16 protein-coding genes are annotated in these 20,338 nt (G+C 70.7%); 8 read left to right on the top strand and 8 right to left on the bottom strand.

Annotated features, from left to right (window positions below; translation table 11 throughout):
• Window position 1 precedes the first annotated feature (1 nt).
• Window positions 2-1,273, bottom strand: a complete 1,272-nt coding sequence (locus tag P6897_RS08790) for an aminoglycoside phosphotransferase (protein ID WP_114589524.1) — start codon at window positions 1,271-1,273, stop codon at window positions 2-4.
• Between the two features lie 65 nt (window positions 1,274-1,338).
• Here P6897_RS08790 and nudC point away from each other — a divergent pair, with 65 nt between their 5' ends.
• Both nudC and P6897_RS08780 read left to right on the top strand, forming a co-directional pair.
• Entirely contained in the window at window positions 1,339-2,241 is a 903-nt protein-coding gene (nudC, locus tag P6897_RS08785) for an NAD(+) diphosphatase (RefSeq protein WP_282501002.1), read from the top strand.
• Window positions 2,238-3,992: an ATP-dependent helicase gene (locus P6897_RS08780; protein WP_282501001.1), complete on the top strand. Its 1,755-nt coding sequence runs from the start codon at window positions 2,238-2,240 to the stop codon at window positions 3,990-3,992. The genes nudC and P6897_RS08780 overlap by 4 nt, the downstream gene beginning before the upstream one ends.
• A gap of 747 nt (window positions 3,993-4,739) precedes the next feature.
• Here the strand turns inward: P6897_RS08780 and P6897_RS08775 are convergent.
• A complete protein-coding gene (locus P6897_RS08775; RefSeq protein ID WP_282501000.1) occupies window positions 4,740-6,149 on the bottom strand; it encodes a zinc-dependent metalloprotease in 1,410 nt (469 codons plus the stop codon).
• Between the two features lie 125 nt (window positions 6,150-6,274).
• Here P6897_RS08775 and P6897_RS08770 point away from each other — a divergent pair, with 125 nt between their 5' ends.
• Window positions 6,275-7,399, top strand: coding sequence for a S16 family serine protease (locus tag P6897_RS08770; protein WP_112614896.1), 1,125 nt, complete (start codon window positions 6,275-6,277; stop codon window positions 7,397-7,399).
• A gap of 42 nt (window positions 7,400-7,441) precedes the next feature.
• On the top strand, window positions 7,442-10,348 hold the full coding sequence (locus tag P6897_RS08765) for a UPF0182 family protein (RefSeq protein ID WP_274177933.1): 2,907 nt from the start codon (window positions 7,442-7,444) through the stop codon (window positions 10,346-10,348).
• Between the two features lie 148 nt (window positions 10,349-10,496).
• Here P6897_RS08765 and P6897_RS08760 read toward each other — a convergent pair whose 3' ends face one another.
• The 6 genes from P6897_RS08760 to mvk are packed head-to-tail and all read right to left on the bottom strand — an operon-like array spanning window position 10,497 to window position 16,874.
• The gene (locus P6897_RS08760) at window positions 10,497-11,651 is read right to left on the bottom strand and encodes a hydroxymethylglutaryl-CoA synthase (RefSeq protein WP_274177932.1); all 1,155 of its coding nucleotides are present in this window, start codon (window positions 11,649-11,651) and stop codon (window positions 10,497-10,499) included.
• Window positions 11,648-12,694, bottom strand: a complete 1,047-nt coding sequence (locus P6897_RS08755; RefSeq protein ID WP_274177931.1) for a hydroxymethylglutaryl-CoA reductase — start codon at window positions 12,692-12,694, stop codon at window positions 11,648-11,650. The genes P6897_RS08760 and P6897_RS08755 overlap by 4 nt, the downstream gene beginning before the upstream one ends.
• Window positions 12,691-13,770 carry a type 2 isopentenyl-diphosphate Delta-isomerase gene (gene fni / locus P6897_RS08750; RefSeq protein ID WP_282500999.1) on the bottom strand — a complete coding sequence of 360 codons (1,080 nt, stop codon included), beginning with the start codon at window positions 13,768-13,770 and terminating at the stop codon, window positions 12,691-12,693. Before fni ends, P6897_RS08755 begins: the two co-directional genes overlap by 4 nt.
• Entirely contained in the window at window positions 13,760-14,908 is a 1,149-nt protein-coding gene (locus tag P6897_RS08745) for a phosphomevalonate kinase (RefSeq protein WP_274177930.1), read from the bottom strand. The genes fni and P6897_RS08745 overlap by 11 nt, the downstream gene beginning before the upstream one ends.
• Window positions 14,905-15,873 (bottom strand): diphosphomevalonate decarboxylase, encoded by a 969-nt coding sequence (gene mvaD / locus P6897_RS08740; RefSeq protein ID WP_112614884.1) that lies wholly within the window; start codon window positions 15,871-15,873, stop codon window positions 14,905-14,907. Before mvaD ends, P6897_RS08745 begins: the two co-directional genes overlap by 4 nt.
• The gene (mvk, locus tag P6897_RS08735) at window positions 15,870-16,874 is read right to left on the bottom strand and encodes a mevalonate kinase (protein WP_282500998.1); all 1,005 of its coding nucleotides are present in this window, start codon (window positions 16,872-16,874) and stop codon (window positions 15,870-15,872) included. The genes mvaD and mvk overlap by 4 nt, the downstream gene beginning before the upstream one ends.
• Window positions 16,875-17,017: 143 nt before the next feature.
• On the opposite strand from mvk, the gene pyrR reads away from it, so the two are divergent.
• From pyrR to P6897_RS08715, 4 genes are read left to right on the top strand one after another with little or no spacing between them, the layout of a single operon-like run.
• Window positions 17,018-17,548, top strand: a complete 531-nt coding sequence (pyrR, locus tag P6897_RS08730; RefSeq protein WP_282500997.1) for a bifunctional pyr operon transcriptional regulator/uracil phosphoribosyltransferase PyrR — start codon at window positions 17,018-17,020, stop codon at window positions 17,546-17,548.
• The gene (locus tag P6897_RS08725) at window positions 17,545-18,510 is read left to right on the top strand and encodes an aspartate carbamoyltransferase catalytic subunit (protein ID WP_274177927.1); all 966 of its coding nucleotides are present in this window, start codon (window positions 17,545-17,547) and stop codon (window positions 18,508-18,510) included. Before pyrR ends, P6897_RS08725 begins: the two co-directional genes overlap by 4 nt.
• Complete coding sequence (locus tag P6897_RS08720; RefSeq protein WP_282500996.1) at window positions 18,507-19,817, top strand: dihydroorotase; 1,311 nt, start codon at window positions 18,507-18,509, stop codon at window positions 19,815-19,817. The genes P6897_RS08725 and P6897_RS08720 overlap by 4 nt, the downstream gene beginning before the upstream one ends.
• A complete protein-coding gene (locus P6897_RS08715; RefSeq protein WP_274177925.1) occupies window positions 19,814-20,338 on the top strand; it encodes a hypothetical protein in 525 nt (174 codons plus the stop codon). The genes P6897_RS08720 and P6897_RS08715 overlap by 4 nt, the downstream gene beginning before the upstream one ends.

Genomic DNA, 20,338 nt, shown 5'->3' with positions numbered 1-20,338 from the left:
GTCAGTCGGCGGTGGACCAGCGCCGCAACGCGTTGCGCGCGGCTTCCGCGTGGTCGGGATCGTCGCCGTCCTCCTGCTGTCCTGTCGCAGAGGTCGGCGTGACGGTCGGTGCGGCGCCGGTGTCCCCGCGCCGGTCGCTCGAGGCGCCGTCGGGCGTCCAGTCGGACAGGTCGATCGGAACCGTTTCGATGTCGGCCTGCTCAGCGGTGTCCTGGTCGGCAAGGTACGCCGCCAGAAGTGCCGGGTCGTAGGTGTCGGTCTGCATGGAGGTGTCGCCGGCAGCCACCGCAGCCGGCGTGCGGCCGAGCAGCTCGAGCGCGTCGTCGACGGTGCTGTAGTCCTCCGGCAGGAGAGGCTCGTCGCGCACGCCCTCGTCGAGCGCGTTCAGCAGCGCGACGGCATCCTCCACGACCCGGGCAGCACCGGTCTCGTGGCCGTGTGCGAGCCACCGCGCGAACTCGAGCTCCGCATACAGACGCGAGCGCGCAGCGAGAGCGGCGTCGGGCGTGTGGTGCGCGGCCTCGGCGTAGGCGGCGAGCACGTCGTCGCGGGCATCCGGAGCCGAGGCGAGCCAGCGGAGGTCCTCGGCAGGGTCGCCGACGCCGAGACCGTGCCAGGCGAGAAGACCCGTGACAGTGGGGCCGGCGGCGGTGTCACTCAGGACGAAGCGGCCCGGGTCGACCCCGCCCAGCGTGACCGTCGCCTCGAAGCGCCAGAGACGGTCCTCGCCGAGTGCCGTGCTCCAGCGTCGGAGGAGACCGAAAGGCAGCGAGCCGGTGGCCTCGGCGCGGTCGAGCAGGCGTTCGGCGTCTTGGCGCACGTCGGCGCTCGTGCGGATACGCAGGCCGGCGTCGCGCGCGACCGCATGGGGGAGGGCGTGGACGCGCGCTATGGCCGAGCCGAGCGACCAGGCCGCGCCGCGCCCCGGCGGGATGTGTCCCGCTTCGACACGGTAGCCGGGGACGTAATCCTGCACGACCGCGGTGAAACCGCCCATCCGGGCTGTGCCGAGAACCGCGGGGGCCTCAAAGGGAAGCAGGCCGCGCACACCCGGCGTCAGGGCGCGCAGCGCGCGGGTGTCGGCGACGAGTTCGAGGTCGGCGTCGACGTCGACCGGCACGCGCACGACGACTCTCCGGCCGTCCTCGAGGGTCACCAGGGCGCTGTCGTATCGGCCCTCGGCGCGCTCGGTGAGCTCCGCGGCATTCACGACGGCAGCCCCGGGGAGAGCCGAACTGACGGACGCGGCTAGAGTGAAGGGAGAGCGAGCCATGCCATCAGGGTAGGTCGGGCGGCCGCGCAGGCCGACGCGCCACGCCCGCGAGAGAGGTCCCCGAGATGCGAATGCAGCCGCCGGCGCTGGCCCGGTCCGTCTTCGAACCGTCACCGGAAGAGCGCTCCGATGAGACGCTCATCGATCGTCTTCGTACCGACCCGGCGACCCGCGTCGTGCAGATACACGGTGACCGTGCCCGTGTTCGCGGGAACCGACTCGTCTGGGACGAGCCCGCGGCTGTCGAAGAGGCCGAGGACGCCACCGAATGGGGCTTCCTCGGACGTGCCGTCGACGGTTCGGCGCGGCTCGTCGCGGCTGTCGCGTCGCCGGTGGACGGCGATGACGCGGGCGCGTGGGCGTCGCTGCGGATGTCGGGGGGCGACCTCGTCGACGAGGACGCGGGTGCCTTCGTGACTGCTGTGGCCCTCGGACGCTGGTTCTCGGATTTCCGGTTCTGCCCGCGCTGCGGTTCCCCCGCACGGCTGCGGTCGGCGGGGTGGTCCCGCGCGTGCAGCGGGTGCGGTCGTGAACAGTTCCCACGGACGGATCCCGCGGTGATCGTCGCGGTTCGCGACGTTCGCGACGAGCGACTGCTGCTCGGGCAGAACGCGGCCTGGGCCGTGGACAACCGGTTCTCCACCTTCGCGGGGTTCGTCGAAGCGGGTGAGTCACTCGAGACGGCCATCCGCCGCGAGGTGGCCGAAGAAGCGGGCGTGGTCGTCGACGACCTCGTCTATCGAGGCTCGCAGGCGTGGCCTTACCCGCGCTCGCTGATGCTCGGGTTCCACGCCGTAGCCGCAGATGCGCCGGCGGCCCGGCCGGACGGCGAGGAGATCGTCGCCGTGCGATGGTTCGACCGCGAGGAGATCCGCAGTTCGCTCGCCGGCGCCGGGCCGGTGAATCTTCCCGGCACCGCCTCGATCGCGCGTCGGCTCATCGCGGACTGGTGCGGGGACGCGGCGTGAGCGACTCGCTCGCCGGCCTCGATGAACAGCAGCGCGAGGCCGCCTCGGCGTTGCGTGGCCCCGTCTGCGTCCTCGCGGGCGCCGGGTCGGGCAAGACCCGGGTCATCACGCACCGGATAGCCCATGGCGTCGAGACCGGGGCGTACTCGCCGAGCCGGGTGATGGCGGTGACCTTCACCGCCAAGGCCGCGGGCGAGATGCGGGGCCGCCTCCGGGCGCTGGGCGTCGGGGGCGTGGCCGCTCGAACCTTCCACGCCGCCGCCCTCGCGCAGCTGAACTACTTCTGGCCGCAGCTCGCCGGTGACGCGGCCCCCACGATCCTCGGCAGCAAGGTGCGGCTGCTCGCTCAGGCTGCCGACACCATCGGCGTCGATCCCGACCCGGCGGTGCTTCGCGATGTCGCGACACGCATCGAGTGGCGGAAGATCACGATGCGCTCTATCGAACGCTATGCGCTCGATCGTCCCGAGCCGGTGGGGTCTCTCTCGCTGGACGCCGTCGTCGCGCTGCAGCGCGCTTACGAGCAGCTCAAGGACGAGCGCCGGCAGCTCGACTTCGAAGACGTCCTCCTCGCCTGCGCGGGAATGCTCGAAGCCGAGCCGCGTGTCGCCGCCGAGGTTCGTGAACAGTACCGGCATTTCACGGTCGACGAGTTCCAGGACGTCTCACCCGTCCAGCACCGGCTGCTCGAGCTCTGGCTCGGTGAGCGCCGCGATCTCTGCGTCGTGGGCGACGCGAGCCAGACGATCTACTCCTTCGCCGGTGCCGACCCGTCGTATCTGCTGGACTTCGGGGTGCGCCATCCCGATGCGCGCGTGCTGCGACTCGAGCGGAACTATCGATCAGAGGCCGGCGTCGTCGCCGTGGCGAACTCGCTCATGCGGGGTCGTCCCGGCGCGCTCGAGCTCACCGCGAACCGGGCGACACCCGACCATCCCCGCCCGACGATCCGTGCGTTCGCCGACGACAGCGCGGAAGCCGACGGCGTGGCGGAAGCAGTCGCCGACCAGATCGCTCGGGGCATCGATCCGCGCGACGTCGCCGTCCTGTACCGCGTCAACGCGCAATCCGCACCACTCCTGGCGGCCCTGGCTCGGCGCGGCATCGCCGCGGCGGTGCTCGGAGGGAAGCGCTTCTTCGACATCCCCGAGGTGCGTCAGGCCGTCATGGCGCTGCGGGGTGCGTCGGTCGCCCCGTCGTCGGGCGACCTCGTCGGAGACGTCCGCTCGATCCTGCGTTCGCTCGGGCTGACAGACGAGCCGCCGCCGGCGGGCGGGCCGCTCCGTGATGCCTGGGAGGCGCGCGCGGCGCTGCTCCGTCTCGCCGAAGAAGCGCCGGCGGGCACCACGATGCGGGCCTTCACCGACGAGCTCCAGGTGCGCGCGAAGGACCAGCACGAGATCCCGACCCGCACGGTGACGCTGTCGACGCTGCACGCCGCGAAAGGGCTGGAGTGGGACCACGTTCACCTCGTCGGCCTCGCGGAGGGACTGCTGCCCATCGCTTACGCCACGACCTTCGAGCAGATCGACGAGGAACGGCGCCTGACCTACGTGGGGGTCACGCGGGCAGCGCGCACGCTGACGATGTCGTGGGCCCGGGTGTCGGGACGGTATGAACGCCAGGTGTCGCGCTTCGTCCGGGAGATCGGCACCAGCACGCTGGATGAGGTTCGTGGTCGCGCCACGCCGCCTCGGCGGTCGACGCCAGCACGGTCAGCGAGCGGGTCCGCTCCGTCACCGGCGCGCTGATCAGACGCATCGCCGTGGCGCATGCCGCGGCGATGGCGGCGGGCTCGGTGGGAGAACAGGGCCGGGCGAGCAGTTGCGCGGCAAGCACCGGCCACGCGGCATCCTGAGCGCGACGGTGTTCGTGAAGGCACGCCAGACATCCGGTGCGACCGGGAACGACGAGCGGCCCCACGGTGACCTGGTCGCCGGCGAGCTCGAGGGCGAGATGCGGGATGTCGCGGGCCACGAGGGATGCGGCCCGGCGTGGCTCGACCAGCCGGGAGGCGACGAGGATGACGACGCCGGTGGAGTCCGGGTTGGTTGACGCCCGCAGCCGTGCACCGGCCGCCGCGAACGCATGGTCCACCGCGGCCCGATCTGCGGCCGCGACCTCGTCGCCGAAGGACACGGTGACGGACACGGGGGACCGGGGCCGAACCAGCACGGGACGCAGCGACTCGCGCAGGAGTTCGATCTGAGCCGGGTTCGCGCCGCCTTCTCGAGCGATCGTGTCGAAGAGCTCGTCGGGGATGCCGGTCACCAGCGCGTGCAGCAGCCGTTCATGCCACGATTCGACCGGCTCCAGCACGATGCTTCCCGGCTCGTGGCCGAGCTGCACGGCGGTGGGGGAGCGCCACAGCGGCGCAGCGGAGGGCGCGAGACGGATCATGCCTCGATTCTCGGCTCGGGCCGTGGTCCCGGGGGCGGTCTCCACAGGAAGCATCGCGTCGGACTGACGAAGAAGCAGTGGGGAGGAGACGCGGCCGCTCAGACGGGCGAAGGCCCGCCGGGTCCGTCGTCGTCCCGCCGCGTCCGATCCTCTTCCGGGGCTTCGTGCGTCGAATCGTCGCCCTCGGCCGCGGAGGCCAGCAGCGCGTCCAGCGCGTCGTCCATCTCGTCGCGTTCGGGTGCCTCGCCGCGTGCCCGCGCCTGCAGACGCGCGATGAGAGCCGACGGATCGTCGACATCGGCGGGTGCCGGCATGAGGTCCGGGTAGTCCCACAGGCTGTCGCGGGCGTCGCGCCCGACGGCATCCGTGATCGCGCGCCACATCGCCGCCGCCTCGCGCAGACGACGCGGCCGCAGCTCCAGGCCGACCAGCGACGCCATCGCCTGTTCGGCGGGACCGCCGACGGCACGGCGACGACGCACAGCCTCAGCGATGCGGTCCGCGGCGGGAAGACGCGTCGTCGCGTCCGCGGACACGACGTCGACCCAGCCCTCGATCGTGGCGAGCAGGTGCTCGAGGCGCGTGAGCGCGGCGGACTGGGCCTCGGATCGCTGGGGGAGCAGCACGCCGCTCTCGAGCGCCTGGCGGAGCTCCTCGGGCCGAGAAGGATCGAAGCGCGAGGCCAACTCCTCGAGGGCGTCGGTGTCGACGTGGATGCCGCGTGCGAAGTCCGTCACCTGCGAGATCACGTGCAGGCGCAGCCAGCGGGCGTGTCGGAAGAGCCGAGCATGGGCGAGCTCGCGGGTGGCGAGGGAGAGAGCGAGCTGCTCGTCGTCGATGCCCAGGTCGGGACCGAAGTCGGCGAAGTTCTGGGGCAGGATCGCGGCTTCGCCGTCCGGCATGACGGGGATGCCGACGTCGCCGCCGGAGACGACTTCGAGTGACAGCTTTCCGACCACCGCGCCCAGCTGCGCGGCGAACAGGGAGCCGCCGACCGTCCGCATCAGGCGACCAGCGCCGGCGATCATGCCCTGCATGTCTTCCGGAGCCTGCGATTCCAGGGCCGCGGTCAGCGCGTCGGCGACCGAGGTTGCGACCGGCTCGGCGAGTTCCTGCCAGACCGGGAGGGTCGCTTCGACCCAGGCCCCGCGGGTGAGGGCTCGCGGCGGCGTGGCCAGATCCGAGATCGTGGTCGCCTCGCTCAGCCACAGCGTGGCCAGCGCGAACGCCTCGGAGAAGTCCTGCTTGTCGCCTGCGCTGATGCCGTGACCGTCCTTATTGGCCAGGTGCAGCGCCTGCGTCCGCGTCGCGCTCCAGTCGACGCCGCCGTCGCCGCCCGCGGCGAAAGCGCCCTGGAGATGCTGCACCATCTGCTGCAGCATCGCGGGGTCGACGCCCATTGCCGACAGGCGTTCGAGCTGCTCGGGCCCGAGCGTGCCGCCCTGGCCCAGCAGGCTGCGGAGCAGCTCCTGGAACTCGTCCTCGGGAGAGCGGTCGTCATCAGCCATGTCAGGCGCCTTTCAGCAGGGCGGTCAGCTCGCGTTCTACGCTAGCCGCACGACCTCGTCGCACGGCGCGAACGGACCTCGTTCGCTTTCGCCGGTCGCGAACGACCGGGACCAGAAAGCAGCACGTGTCACTTTTCGACGAGAACGCACCCGCCCCTGCGCCCCGGCGCCGCCGCATGAGCCGCGCCTCACTCGCGGGTCTGTGGGCGGTGTCCTTCTCCCTCATCGCGCTGCTCATCCTCACCGTCGTGCCGACGTCCTTCGTGATCCAGCGCCCCGGGCCGGTCTACGACACGCTCGGTTCCGTGGCCGCCGGCGACGGCGAGCAGCGCCCTCTCATCAGCGTGTCGGGTGCGGAGACGTTCCCGACGTCGGGCTCGCTCGACCTGCTCACGGTCGAGGTTCTGGGAAACCGCGAGCGTACGCCCTCGTGGCTGGAGCTGGCGGCCGCCTGGTTCGATCCGGCCCGCGCGGTCGTGCCCATCGACGAGATCTTCCCCGCGGGCGTGACGACCGAGCAGCGCAACGACGAGAACGCCGCGCTGATGGTGGACTCCCAGAAGGAGGCCACCGCCGCCGCCCTCTCCGAACTCGGGTACGACGTCACGTCGCTCGTCCGTGTCTTCCAGCTCGCCGACGACTCGCCGGCGGCCGGTCTCCTCGAGCCCGACGACGTCATCCGCTCGGTCGACGGGGAGTCCGTCGCGACCACGGCGGCTCTGCGAGACGCCGTGAACGCCGCGGGCGGACGTCCCCTCACGCTCGAGGTCGATCGCGCGGGAGAGCGGCTGTCGGTCGAGGTCACCCCGAAGCAGATGACGGTCGACGGCGAGACCCGGTGGGTCATCGGCGTCACGATCGCGCAGGACTTCGACTTCCCGATCGACGTGACGCTTCAGCTCGACAACGTCGGCGGCCCGAGTGCGGGCATGATGTTCGCCCTCGGCATCATCGACACGCTCACCCCCGGAGAGCTGACCGGCGGGGAGCGTTTCGCCGGGACCGGCACGATCGATGCGACGGGCACCGTGGGCCCGATCGGCGGTATCCGGCAGAAGCTGTACGGCGCCAAGGATGCCGGAGCCGAGTGGTTCCTCGCCCCGGAGCGCAACTGCAACGAGGTCGTGGGTCACATCCCTGATGGCCTCCGCGTGTTCTCCGTCGCGGACCTCGACGACGCCCTTTCGGTGGTCGAGACCGTCAGCACGGGCGGCGATCTCGACGCTCTTCCGACCTGCACCGCGGGCTGAGGCTCGGCGTCCCCCCCAGCGGGCGGCGCCTAGGATGGAGGGGTGACCACGACCTCAGCGCCGACCCCGGCCACACCCAGCAGATCCCGCCGCGCCGTCGGCATCACCCTCGCCGTCATCGCGGCCGTGGTGGTGGCCTTCTTCATTTTCGCGAGCCTCTACGCCGATTGGCTGTGGTTCCGTCAGCTCGGCTTCGACGGCGTCCTGGTGACTCAGTGGACCGCGCGCGCGATCATGTTCGTCGTCGGCTTCGTCGCGATGGCGGTGCCCGTCTGGCTCTCGATCCAGCTCGCCTACCGGTTGCGGCCCGTCTATGCCCGCCTGAGCTCGCAGCTCGACCGCTATCAGGAGGTCGTCGAGCCGCTGCGTCGTCTGGGCATGTGGGGCATCCCCACCTTCTTCGGCTTCTTCGCCGGCTTCGCCGCTTCGGCGCAGTGGGAGACGGTGGCCCTCTGGCTCAACGGCGGCACCACCGGCACCGCCGATCCGCAGTTCGGGCTCGACACCGGCTTCTACCTCTTCACGCTGCCGTTCCTCTCGGCGGCCGTGGGCTTCGTCTCGGCGATCGTCATCGTGTGCCTCCTGGTCACCGCCCTCGTGTCGTACCTCTACGGCTCGGTCCGGGTCGGCCAGCGCGAGCTGCGGATCTCGAAGTCGGCGCGCATCCAGCTCGCCGTCATCGCCGGCATCTACCTTCTGGTGCAGGGCGTGAGCATCTGGATCGACCGTTATCGCACGCTGGTCACCCCGAATGACCGCATCACCGGGGCCGGGTACGTGGACGTCAACGCCGTCATCCCGGGGCAGACGATCCTCGCGATCGCCGCCGCGATCGTGGCGGTGCTGTTCTTCGTCACTGCGATCATCGGCCGCTGGCGCTTCCCGCTCATCGGCACCGGCCTCCTGGTCGTCACCTCGCTCGTCGTCGGCGTCGCCTACCCGTGGTTCGTCAACAACGTGCAGGTGCGGCCGAACCAGCTGACCCTCGAGTCGCAGTACTACGAGCGCAACATCGAGGGCACGAAGGCGGCCTACGGCATCTCCGGCCTCGAGAAGACCGACTTCCAGGCCGTGACCGACGTCGAGCCGGGTCAGCTGCGGGCCGATGCCGACACGACCGCTTCGATACGCATCATGGACCCCGCGATCATCGGACCGACGGTGCGGCAGATCGAGCAGTACCGCTCGTACTACCAGTTCGCCGAGCCGCTCGACGTCGACCGCTACGAGATCGACGGGCAGTCGCAGGACACCGTGGTCTCGGTCCGCGAGCTCAACGTGAACCAGCTCGGCGACGCGGCGTCCTGGTACAACACGACGCTCGTCTACACCCACGGTTACGGCATGGTCGCGGCGAAGGGCAACGAGCGCACGGCCGACGGCAACCCGGTCTTCGTCGAGCGAGGCATCCCGGCATCCGGTGAGCTGACGAACGGCCAGGAGTACGAGCCGCGCGTGTACTTCGGCGAGTTCTCGCCCACGTACTCGATCGTCGGGGCGCCCGAGGGGTCGTCTCCCATCGAGCTCGACTATCCGCGCGGGCAGGAGGGCGAGAGCCAGACGAAGACGACGTTCGAGGGAGACGGTGGTCCGTCCATCGGCGACGTCTTCCACCGCCTGATCTACTCGCTGAAGTTCCAGTCCACCGACATCCTGTTCTCGGACGCCATCAACGAGGACTCGCAGATCCTCTACGACCGCGACCCGGCGACGCGCGTGCAGAAGGTGGCGCCCTACCTCGAGCTCGACAACGACCCGTACCCGTCCGTCGTCGACGGACGCATCGTCTGGATCGTCGACGGCTACACGCTGAGTGCGAACTACCCGTACTCGTCGATCGTCAGCCTCAGCGACGCAATCTCCGACTCGTCGAACCCGCAGCCCCGTGTCGCGCTCGACAACATCAACTACATCCGCAACTCGGTCAAGGCGACCGTTGACGCGTATTCGGGCGAGGTGACGCTGTACGCGTGGGACGAGACCGACCCGCTGCTGCAGGCCTGGCAGAAGGTCTACCCCAACACGCTCAAGCCGATCAGCGACATGAGCGGCGACCTGATGAGCCACGTGCGGTACCCGACCGACCTGTTCAAGGTGCAGCGCGCCATGCTCGGCACCTACCACGTCGACACGGCGCAGTCGTTCTACTCGCGCGACAACGCCTGGAAGACGCCGAACGACCCGCAGCAGGACACGCAGCTGCAGCCGCCGTACTACCTGACGATGAAGATGCCCGGCCAGGACGCCCCGTCGTACTCGATGTTCTCATCGTTCATCCCCGGCGGTCAGGACACTCGTAACGTCCTGATGGGCTACCTGTCCGTCGACTCCGACGCCGGTTCCGAAGCTGGTGTCGTCAGCGGTGAGTACGGCAAGCTCCGGATGCTCGAGGTCAATGCCGAGACGCCGGTTCCGGGTCCCGGCCAGGTGCAGAACACGTTCAACGCCGATCCTGTCGTGTCGTCGTTCTCGAACATCCTGCGTCAGGGTCAGTCGGAGGTCATCAACGGCAACCTGCTGACACTGCCCGTGGGTGGCGGTCTGCTCTACGTCCAGCCCGTCTTCGTGCAGTCGTCCGGAGCCACCAAGCTGCCGACGCTCCAGAAGGTGCTCGTCGGCTTCGGCGACCAGGTCGCCTTCGAGGACACCCTGCAGGAGGCGCTCGACAAGCTGTTCGGCGGCGACTCGGGTGCGAGCACCGGAGACACGGATGTCGTTCCCGAGCCCAGCCCCGGCGACGAGGCGACTCCGGGCACCGGCGACGGCGGAACGGCGCCGACGACTCCCGCCGCGGACTACCAGGCGGCGCTCGACCAGGCGCGCGATGCTCTCGCCGAGCGCAACACGGCGATGCAGAACGCCGACTGGGCGGCGTACGGTGCCGCAGATGCCAAGCTCACGGAGGCGATCTCGCGTCTGCTCGAGCTCGGTGAGCAGGGCGAGAACTGACCCCACCTGAAACGGAGAGAGGGCCCCGACCTCGGTCGGGGCCCTCTCTTCGTCGTGTCCTGCTTCTTTTCACCGCCGAGGATGCACGAACGCACGGTGCCCAGGGGCTGGGACCGTGCGTTCGTGCTCTCTCGCGAAGCGCGGGGCGTCAGTCGCGGGTGTAGCGGCGGGCGCGCCCTGCGAGGCCGGCGAAGTGGAACGGGCCGGGGGACTCGGCCGCGATCTCGACGTCGACGGTGCTGTCGCGGTGCGTCGCGTCGTGGAGCTCACGGTAGGTGGGGACATCGACTGCGGTCCGCGCGGCGAGGATGGCCTCGGTCTCCGCGCCGCGGGTCGCCTCGCGGTAGCCGGGCTGGACGACGAGGGTGAAGAACTCGCTGACCGACCCCGAGCCGTAGCTGAAGAGCCCGATGCGCGAACCAGTGAGGTCGTTCTCGCCGTCCAGGAGCGCTGCGAGAGCGATGTAGAGCGACGCCGTGTAGGAGTTACCGATCCGGCGGTTGTAGCCGGTGGTCGCGGTCACGAGCTCGGGGTCGAGTTCGACGCCGACGTGCTGACCGAGCGCGCGATGCGCCTTCACGGCCATCTTGGTGAACGGCTGGTGGTGGCAGAACCAGTCGATCTGATCGATGTCGACGCCGCCGCGCGACCGGTAGTCGTCCCACGCGCCTGCGACACCGTCGAGGTAAGCGCTGACGGAGAGCTTGCCGTCGACGACCGCGGTGACGCTGTCGTTGGGACGCCAGAAGTCGTCGACCTCCGCAGTGTAGACGCCGGCGGCGGTCTCGAGGACGGCGAGCGCCGGCTCAGCCGACACGAGGAAGGCGACCGCCCCTGCACCCTGCGTCGGCTCAGCCGCGGTGTCGAGCTCGTACCGGGCGACATCACTGGCGATGACCAGGACGCGCTCGTCGGGGTTGCGCGCGATGAGACCGGCCGCAGCCTGAAGGGCGGCCGTCGCGGAGTAGCAGGCCTGCTTCAGCTCGACGACGCGGACCGAGCGGGGGAGGCCGAGCAGCTCGTGGACGTGCACCCCGGCAGCGCGCGACTGGTCGATGCCGGTCTCGGTGGCGAAGAACAGGGTCCGGATGCCGTCGACACCGTGCCGGTCGATGATGCGCTGCGCGGCCGCGGCGCCCATCGTGACGATGTCCTCGTCGAGGCCGGGGATGCTCATCTGCTCCTGGCCGAGCCCGATGCGGAACTTCGCGGGGTCGATGTCCGCGCGTGCGGCGAGGTCGTCGAGCTCGACGACGTGCGAGGCCGTGGCGACAGCGAGGTCGTGGATGCCGATGGTGGTCACTTCGTGGAATCCTTCCGGCGCTCGAGGAGCAGGTGCGACTGCATGAGCTCCCCGGGATTGGTCTGGGCGGCGAGCAGCGAGAGCTCGCCGCAGAGGACGGTGGCGGCGATCAGCCCCGCGAGGCGTCGGGCGTTCTCGCCGGAGGGACGCTCCTCACGGCAACCGAGGCGCGCGAGAGCGTCGTCGACGGCAGGCAGGTCCTTGCCGTTGCCGACGGTGCCGACGATGAGGTGGGGCAGCGTGCACGAGAAGTACAGGTCGCCGTCGCCGCGGACCTCGGCCCAGGTGAACCCCTGCGAGCCCTCGACGATGTTCGCGGCGTCCTGACCCGTAGCCAGGTAGAAAGCCAACAGCATGTTGGCGTAGTGCGCGTTGGCGGAGCGCAGCGCTCCGGCGATCGTCGAGCCGACCAGGTTCTTCTGAACGTTCAGATCGACGATGCGCTGCGCGGTCGACCGCAGCTGCTTCTGTACGAGGTCTGCGGGGATCACGATCTCGGCGATGACGTTGCGCCCGCGGCCGAGGATGCCGTTGACGGCCGTGGCCTTCTTGTCGGTGCAGTAGTTGCCGGAGATCGAGCCGTACGAGAGCTCGGGGTGCCACGAGAGCACGCGCTCCATGAGCGTCTCCGCGGCGAAGGTCACCATGTTGTGGCCCGAGGCGTCGCCGGTCGTCAGCGCGAAGCGGAGGTAGAGCAGGTTGCCGACGACCTCGGTGTCGAGGTCGATGAGCTTGGCGTGGCGGCTGCGCTCCGAGACGGCGGCAGCGAGCTCGTCGAAACGGGCGACGATGGCGCGCGACGCAGCGACGGCGGCCGCCGCCGACTGGGCGACGAACAGTGACGAGCGCGTCATCCGTTCGTCGACGACCGTCACGCGGATGCCGTCCTCGACGAGCCGCGAGATGCGCGCGCCGCGGCCGACCGAGGGCCACAGCGGCGACTCGTAGGTCGCGAGCGGGACTTCCTGCTCGGTCTCGACGTCTCCGGTGAGCCGAAGCGGTCCCACCCACCGCAGGGGGATCGGGGTGAACTCGGCGCTCATCGCGCGTCCTTCCCGCCGGCGCGACGCGCCAGGCTGTCGATATCGATACCGCGGGCTCGCGCGAACTCCGCCGCGCGTCCGTGGATGATCAGGTCGGTACGGCGGAGATCGTCCGGACGGGTCGCCCCCACCAGGGAGTGCAACGCCGTGAGGTGGTCAGACCATTCCCGGATACGGGAGATCAGCGCCTCCGCGCCGCCGTCGAGCACGACCGAGAGGAACGAACCGGAGGCGCCGACCGCACGCGCGCCGAGCGCGAGGCCGCGCGCGACGTCGAGGGGCGTGCGGACGCCGCCGGACGCCAACAGCACGGGCGCGTCGGCCGGGGCCTCGAGCAAGCACTCCACCGCGGACTGTCCCCACCCGGCCAGGTACGCGTAGTCGCGGCCCGATCGCCGGTCGTTCTCGATGCGCATGAAGTCGGTGCCGCCGACGCCGGACACATCGGCGAAGCGCACACCCAGGTTCCCCAGACGGGACAGCGTGGCGGCGCTCAGACCGAACCCCACCTCCTTCACCACGACGGGCACCTCGACGGCGGCGACGATGGCCTCGAGCGAGGCCGGCCAGCTCGAGAACGAGCGGCTGCCCTCGGGCATCACGGTCTCCTGCATGGCGTTCACGTGCACCTGGAGAGCGTTCGCCTCGATGGCGTCGACGGCGCGCCGCGCGTCTTCGGGAGACCGTTCGATCCCGACATTGGCCATGACGAAGCCATCGGGGTTCTCGTCGCGGATCACGCGGAACGTCCCCATGAGGTCGGGGTTGTCCAGCGCGATGCTCAACGAGCCCGATGCGATCGCGACGCCGGTCTCACGCGCGGCGATGGCGAGGTCGCGGTTGATCGCACCGGTCGAAGCGCTGCCGCCGGTCATGGCGTTGACGTAGAACGGCAGTGCCCAGCGGGCACCGGCGACCTCGACGCCGAGATCGACGCGCTCGGCGTCGACACCGGCGAGGGCATGGTGGACGAAGCGGACGTCGTCCCAGCCGTTCGGCCGCGGCGGCTCCTTCTGCTGTGCGGCGGCGAGACGGACGTGGTCGTCCTTGCGCTCGGAAGCCAGTTCAGCCGGCATGATGCTCTCCTTCCGGCGGGTGCACGCCGATCGTGAGGTGTCGGATGTCGTTGGTCTCCCAGACCCGGAGCATGCCGGCGACGTCAGCGCCCGCGGGCGCGAGCACGATGCCGCAGTCGCCACCGCCCGCCCCGGACGGCTTGGCTGCCGCGCCGATCGCCTCGGCCGCGTCGCAGAGGATCCTCAGGCGGTCGGTCTCGATCGTCACACCCGTCCGTGCTCCGAGCGCCTGCAGCAGGCGACGGTTGCGCCGGATCGCGTCGAGCGCGAGCGCGTCGTCGGAGGCAGCGCGGGGCGGTGTCGTTCCGGGCGGCGAAGCCGCGAGCGCGCGCCACAGATCCTCCACGCAGGCGCGAGAGGCATCCAGGAAGCCCGTATGCGCGCCGTCCGCGACGTCGGTGCCGCGCGAGACACCGCTGACCAGGCGCTCCGTCGACGCGGGGTGCCCCGTCCAGCCGACGAGCAGGTCGAGTCCCGCGGGAGGCGCGAGACGTGTGATCTCCGTTCCTCGCCACGCGTCCGAACCCAGGACACGGGCGACGTCATTCTCCGCGCGCGCCGCGCGCAGGCGGTCGCGGTCGGGGGAGCGATAACCGATCCAACCGCCGTAGGTGCTCGCGGCGACGTCACCACCGGAAGCATGGGGGGCGACGGCGATCGTGGCGAGCATGGCGAGCTCGTAGCGGCCGCGTGTGCCCAGGTCGAATCCGTAGAACCGGTCGATCGCGGCGATCGTCGCGACGGTGACGGCAGCCGACGAACCGAGGCCGAACTTGCGTCCGCTGGGGTCGTCGAGCCCGCTCTCGATGAAGAGGTCGAAGAAGCGGGGACGCAAGCCCCGCTCGGCGCGCAGACGCTCGGAGACCTCGATCGCGGCGATGACGTAGTCGTAGGGGTGGTGCTCGCGATCGAGCGTCAGCCCGTCCTGCCCCCGGGTCCAGCGCACCGGCATCCGGCTGTACTCCGGCGAGTGGATGCTGCCGGCGTCGACGCTCTCGGACAGCGACACCGTCAGGTAGCGGTCGACGGCGATGAGCACGGATGGCTCACCCGGTGAGACCACCGCATACTCACCGGCCACGAACAGCTTGCCGGGCGCACGCGCGACGATCGCGCGGGTCGAGTCGACGGTGGTCATTCGCCCGCTCGCGAGACGAGAGCTGCGGCGGGTCCGGGGTGGGCGACAGCGAGCTCGGCGAGACCGTCGAGCGCGGCAGTGACCGCATCGACGGACGCGGGCCGCGTCAGGATCACGACGTTCGGTCCGGCATCGGCGGTCGCCCAGGCTTCGACGCCGGACTCGCGCAGGGCCGAGATGCGGTCGAAGATCTCGACGCTCACGGGGCTCAGATAGCGGATGGGCGGGTCGCACGACTGGATCAGGGCGTGCATCCGCAGGGCGTTGACCTCCGTGATGCGGCCGAGGCGCTCGACATCGCCGTCTCGGCATGCTTCCGCGGCTGCTTCGAGGCTCTCGGCCGTCGACGAGACCCAGGCGGGGTAGAAGGGCGAGGTGAGCACCGTGCGGCGCATCGCCTCACGGCTGGACACCGGCTTCTCGCGCTTCTCCACCATCGCCACGACCATCGCGAGATCCGGCGCTGCCACGGGCTCGGCGAAAGAGGTCTCATCGCTGTCGCCGGCGTGCCAGATGGCGAATCCGGGGATGACCGAGCGCGACGCCGATCCCGAGCCGCGGCGGGCGAGTCGGCTCAGGGAGCGGGTATCGAGGTCCAGCCCGTAAGCCGCGGAAGCGGCGACGGCCAGCGCGGCGAAGCCCGAAGCGGACGACGCGAGACCGGCGGCCGACGGCACGGTGTTGACTGTCTCGACGCGAGCGGAGAGCGTGCTGCCCGCCATCTCGCGAACGATGTCGAGGAATCGCGTGACCCGCTCGGCGGGTCCGTCGACGCGCTGCTCGCCGTTGAAGACGAGGACGTCGCCGGACGCTCCCTCGTCGAGGCTGACGGTCGTCGTGGTGGGGAAGATGTCCAGCGTCATCGACAGGCTGCCCGTTGCGGGGAGGTTCAGTGCGCTGTCGCGCTTGCCCCAGTACTTCACGAGCGCGATGTTCGGGTGCGCGATGGCTGTCGCGGTGCTCATGCCGCTCCTTCGACGGTGGTGGTCCAGACCGCGGCGGCGCCGGCGCGGGTGAGTCGGTCGCCGAGCTCGGCGGCGGATGCCGCGTCTCGAGCGAGCGCGAGGACGCAGCCGCCCCGGCCGCCGCCGGTCAGCTTGGCGCCCAGGGCGCCGCCGGCGGTCGCGGCCTGCACGAGGTGGTCCAGCGCCGGATCGCCGACGCCCAGGCCCGTCAAGAGGACGTGGGCGCGGCTCATCGCGCTTCCGATCGCCTCGCGGTCACCCGTCGAGACGTCGCTGCGGAGGGCGGTCGCCAGCGCGCCCAGCTCGTCCAAGGCGGCTTCGACCGCGCGCGGATCGCTCTCCCGCCGCTGCGCGACGGCGGCGACGGCTTCACGGGTGCGCCCCCGGACTCCGGTGTCCGCGATGACGAACACGAGATCGCCCCCGACGGAGACGGGCTCGATGCGGCCCTGGTCGAACCACACGGCCGCCCGAGCGCGTACGGTGCGCGCGTCCAGTCCGCTCGGTGCGCCGTGGGCGGCGCGCTCGGCCGTCTGGATGAGCTCGTGCATCGTCTCGTCGTCGGCCGCGAAGCCGCACGCACCCAGCACTGCCTCGATGACCGCCGCGGACACGGCGGCGCTCGACCCGAGCCCGCGTTCGGCCGGGATGCTGCTGTCGATCGAGATGTCGAGCTCGGCGCCCGGCCTGCCTGCCGCCGCCAGTGCGGCGCGCATGGCTGTCAGCGTGACGTGCAGCCGCTCGGGCGCTCGGGCGATGGGGCCGTGGAAGAGCGTGCTGGCGAGGTGACCGCGGCCTTCGGCCGGCTGCGCGTGCGCCTCGACTCCGAGAGCGTTGACCGGGATCGCGATCGCCGGGCGGCCGTACACGACGGCGTGCTCGCCGAGGAGGATAGCCTTCGCACCGGCGCGGCCCGTCGCTCCGGGCTCCGCGGCCGAGCCGTGCGTTGCCACGTGCAGACGGGCGTCCGGTGCGATGGGGACGTCGGTCGGTGCAGTCATGGAATTTCGTCGAGCGTAACAGTCCGCCCCCGGGCGAGGCCTGAGTGGCCATGGATGTGCTCCGGAGGCCTCCGAGCGCTATCATGGGCGCCGCACCCAGCAACCTTTAACCCCGTCCTGTGAGGCGGAGAAGGGAGCGGCGGATGAGCACGCGCACCGTGCTGCATGAAGCCGACATCGCGCGGGCCCTGACGAGGATCTCCCACGAGATCCTCGAGTCGAACAGGGGACCCGCCGACCTCGTCATCCTCGGCATCCCGCGGCGGGGCGTTCCCCTCGCTGCACGCATCGGCTCTCTCCTCGCGGAGATCTCCGGGACGGTCGTCCCGGTCGGAGCACTCGATGTGACGATGTACCGCGACGATCTGCACCGCAACCCGACGAGGGCACCGCAGCCAACCGCGATTCCGGAGGGCGGCATCGACGGCAAGGTCGTCGTCCTCGTCGACGACGTGTTGTTCTCCGGACGATCGATCCGCGCGGCCCTCGACGCGCTGCAGGACATCGGTCGCCCCGCGGCCGTCAGACTCGCGACTCTCGTCGACCGCGGCCACCGCGAACTGCCCATCCGACCCGACTTCGTCGGCAAGAACCTGCCCAGCGCCCGCGACGAGCGGGTCAATGTGCGCCTGCGCGAGGTCGACGGCGTCGAGGAGGTGACGATCGGAGCATGAGGCACCTGCTCGACACCAAGGACCTGGATCGGCGCGACGCCCTGCGCATCCTCGACGTCGCGGAGGACATGGCGGCTACGCAGCAGCGCGAGGTCCGCAAGCTCCCCACGCTCCGAGGCAAGACCGTCGTGAACCTCTTCTTCGAGGACTCCACGCGCACCCGGATCTCGTTCGAGGCCGCCGCCAAGCGCCTCTCGGCCGACGTCATCAATTTCTCGGCCAAGGGGTCGTCGGTCTCCAAGGGCGAGTCGCTCCAGGACACGGCACAGACGCTGCAGGCGATGGGGGCCGACGCCGTCGTGATCCGCCATGGCGCCTCCGGCGCACCGCAGACCCTGGCCGGCAGCGGATGGATCAGCGCCGGTGTGGTCAACGCCGGTGACGGCACGCACGCGCATCCGACGCAGGCCCTGCTCGACGCATTCACCATCCGCAAACGATTCTTCGGCGAGGCCAGCCGGGGCCGCGACCTCGCCGGTCTCCGGGTGACGATCGTCGGCGACATCCTGCACTCGCGCGTCGCGCGATCGAACGTCTGGCTGCTGACGACCCTGGGTGCCGAGGTGACCCTCGTCGCACCGCCGACCCTCGTGCCGCAGGATGTGTCGGCCTGGCCGGTCCGCGTGATCTACGACCTCGATGAGGCCATCGCCGCGGGTCCGGATGCGCTCATGATGCTCCGCATCCAGCTCGAGCGCATGAACGCCGCCTATTTCCCGACTGAACGGGAGTATTCGCGGATGTGGGGCCTGGATGCCGCGCGGCTCGGCGCGCTCCCGGCCGATAGCATTGTCCTGCACCCCGGCCCGATGAACCGGGGGATGGAGATCTCCGCCGCCGCCGCCGATTCGCCGCGCTCGACCGTGCTCGAGCAGGTGGCGAACGGTGTCTCGGTGCGGATGGCCGTGCTCTACCTGCTGCTCGCGGGCGAGCGCACCGAAGCTGAGGAGGACGGACGATGAGCGAGAGCTTCCTCATCCGCGGAGCGCGCCTGGCCGGCAGCGACGCGACGGACATGCTGGTCATCGACGGGACGATCGCCGAGGTCGGCACCGGCCTGAGCGCCAGAGGTGCCACCGTCGTCGACGCCGACGGGCTCATCGCCCTGCCGGGGCTCGTCGACCTGCACACCCACTTGCGCGAGCCGGGGTTCGAGGCGTCCGAGACGATCCTCACCGGGTCGCGTGCCGCAGCGGCGGGCGGGTTCACCACCGTTTTCGCGATGCCCAACACCTCGCCCGTCGCCGACACCGCGGGTGTCGTCGAGCAGGAGCTCGCCCTGGGCGAGGCCGCCGGGTACGTGCACGTCCAGCCGATCGGCGCCGTCACGATCGGGCAGAAGGGCGAGCGCCTGGCCGAGCTGGGCGCGATGGCCGCCTCGCGGGCGCGCGTCCGCGTGTTCAGCGACGACGGCTTCTGCGTCTTCGATCCGCTCATCATGCGCCGCGCCCTCGAATACGTGAAGTCGTTCGACGGCGTCGTCGCCCAGCATGCTCAGGATCCGCGGCTGACCGAGGGCGCCCAGATGAACGAGGGCACCGTGTCGGCAGAGCTGGGACTGACCGGCTGGCCGGCGGTCGCCGAGGAGTCGATCATCGCGCGCGACGTCCTGCTCGCGGAGCACGTCGGCTCTCGACTGCACGTCTGCCACCTCTCGACGGCGGGCTCGGTCGACATCATCCGGTGGGCGAAGAAGCGGGGCGTGAACGTGACCGCCGAGGTGACCCCGCACCACCTGCTGCTGTCGGAGGAACTCGTCCGCGGCTACGACGCGCGTTTCAAGGTCAACCCGCCGCTTCGCCGTGACGAGGACGTGCGGGCAGTCCGCGAGGGCCTCGCCGACGGCACGATCGATATCGTCGCGACCGACCACGCGCCGCACCCCGCCGAGGCGAAGACGTGCGAATGGGCCGCCGCGGCGAACGGCATGGTTGGTCTCGAGTCCGCGCTGCGGGTCGTGCAGCAAGCGGTCGTCGACACCGGACTGCTCGATTGGGGCGACGTCGCCCGCGTGCTCTCGACGGCTCCCGCTCGGATCGGCCGCCTGGCCGATGCCGGCACGCCGCTCGAGGCCGGCCGCCCCGCCTCGTTCACGCTGTACGACCCGCGCCCGGTCCGCACCTTCACGGATGCCGACCTGCGGGGTCGCAGCGTGAACTCGCCCTACGTCGATCGCGAACTGCCGGGCGAGGTGCGCTGGACGTTCTTCCGCGGCACGCCGACGGTCGCCGACGGCGACCTGCTCGAACGCCCGGGAGCCCGCGCGTGACCCGCGAAGGAGCTCTGCTCGTCATGGTCGCGGTCGCCCTGGTGCTGCTCGCACTCGGGGTCTGGGCCTGGCGACGACGAACGAGGCGCGACAGCGGCCTCACGGCACCGGTGGGCGAGTTGCCCGCGGGCGCCGTGCAGACGGCGGCGATCTCGGGACTCTACGTCGCGACGACCCGCCACGACGAGCCGCTCGAGCGCCTCGCCATCCGCGGGCTCGGATTCCGCTCCCGCGTCGACGTCATCGTCGCCGCGGGAGGCGCGGGTGACGGCGTGGCCATCGACCTGACCGGTCAGCCGCGCCTGTACATCCCCGCCGGGCGCATCGTCTCCGTCGATCAGGCCACCGTCGCCATCGACCGTGTCGTCGAGAAGCAGGGCCTGACGCGCCTGAGCTGGCTGATCGATGACGAGACGATCGTGGACAGCTACTTCCGGCCCCAGACCGCATCGGCCCGTGCGCTGGCCGATGCCATCCAGACCATCGTGACCCCCACCCAGACCCCAGGAGGCGACGCGTGA

It is taken from the genome of Microbacterium sp. BDGP8 (assembly GCF_029991045.1).
Taxonomy (GTDB): domain Bacteria; phylum Actinomycetota; class Actinomycetes; order Actinomycetales; family Microbacteriaceae; genus Microbacterium; species Microbacterium plantarum.
This window is presented reverse-complemented; position numbering and strand designations above follow the sequence as displayed.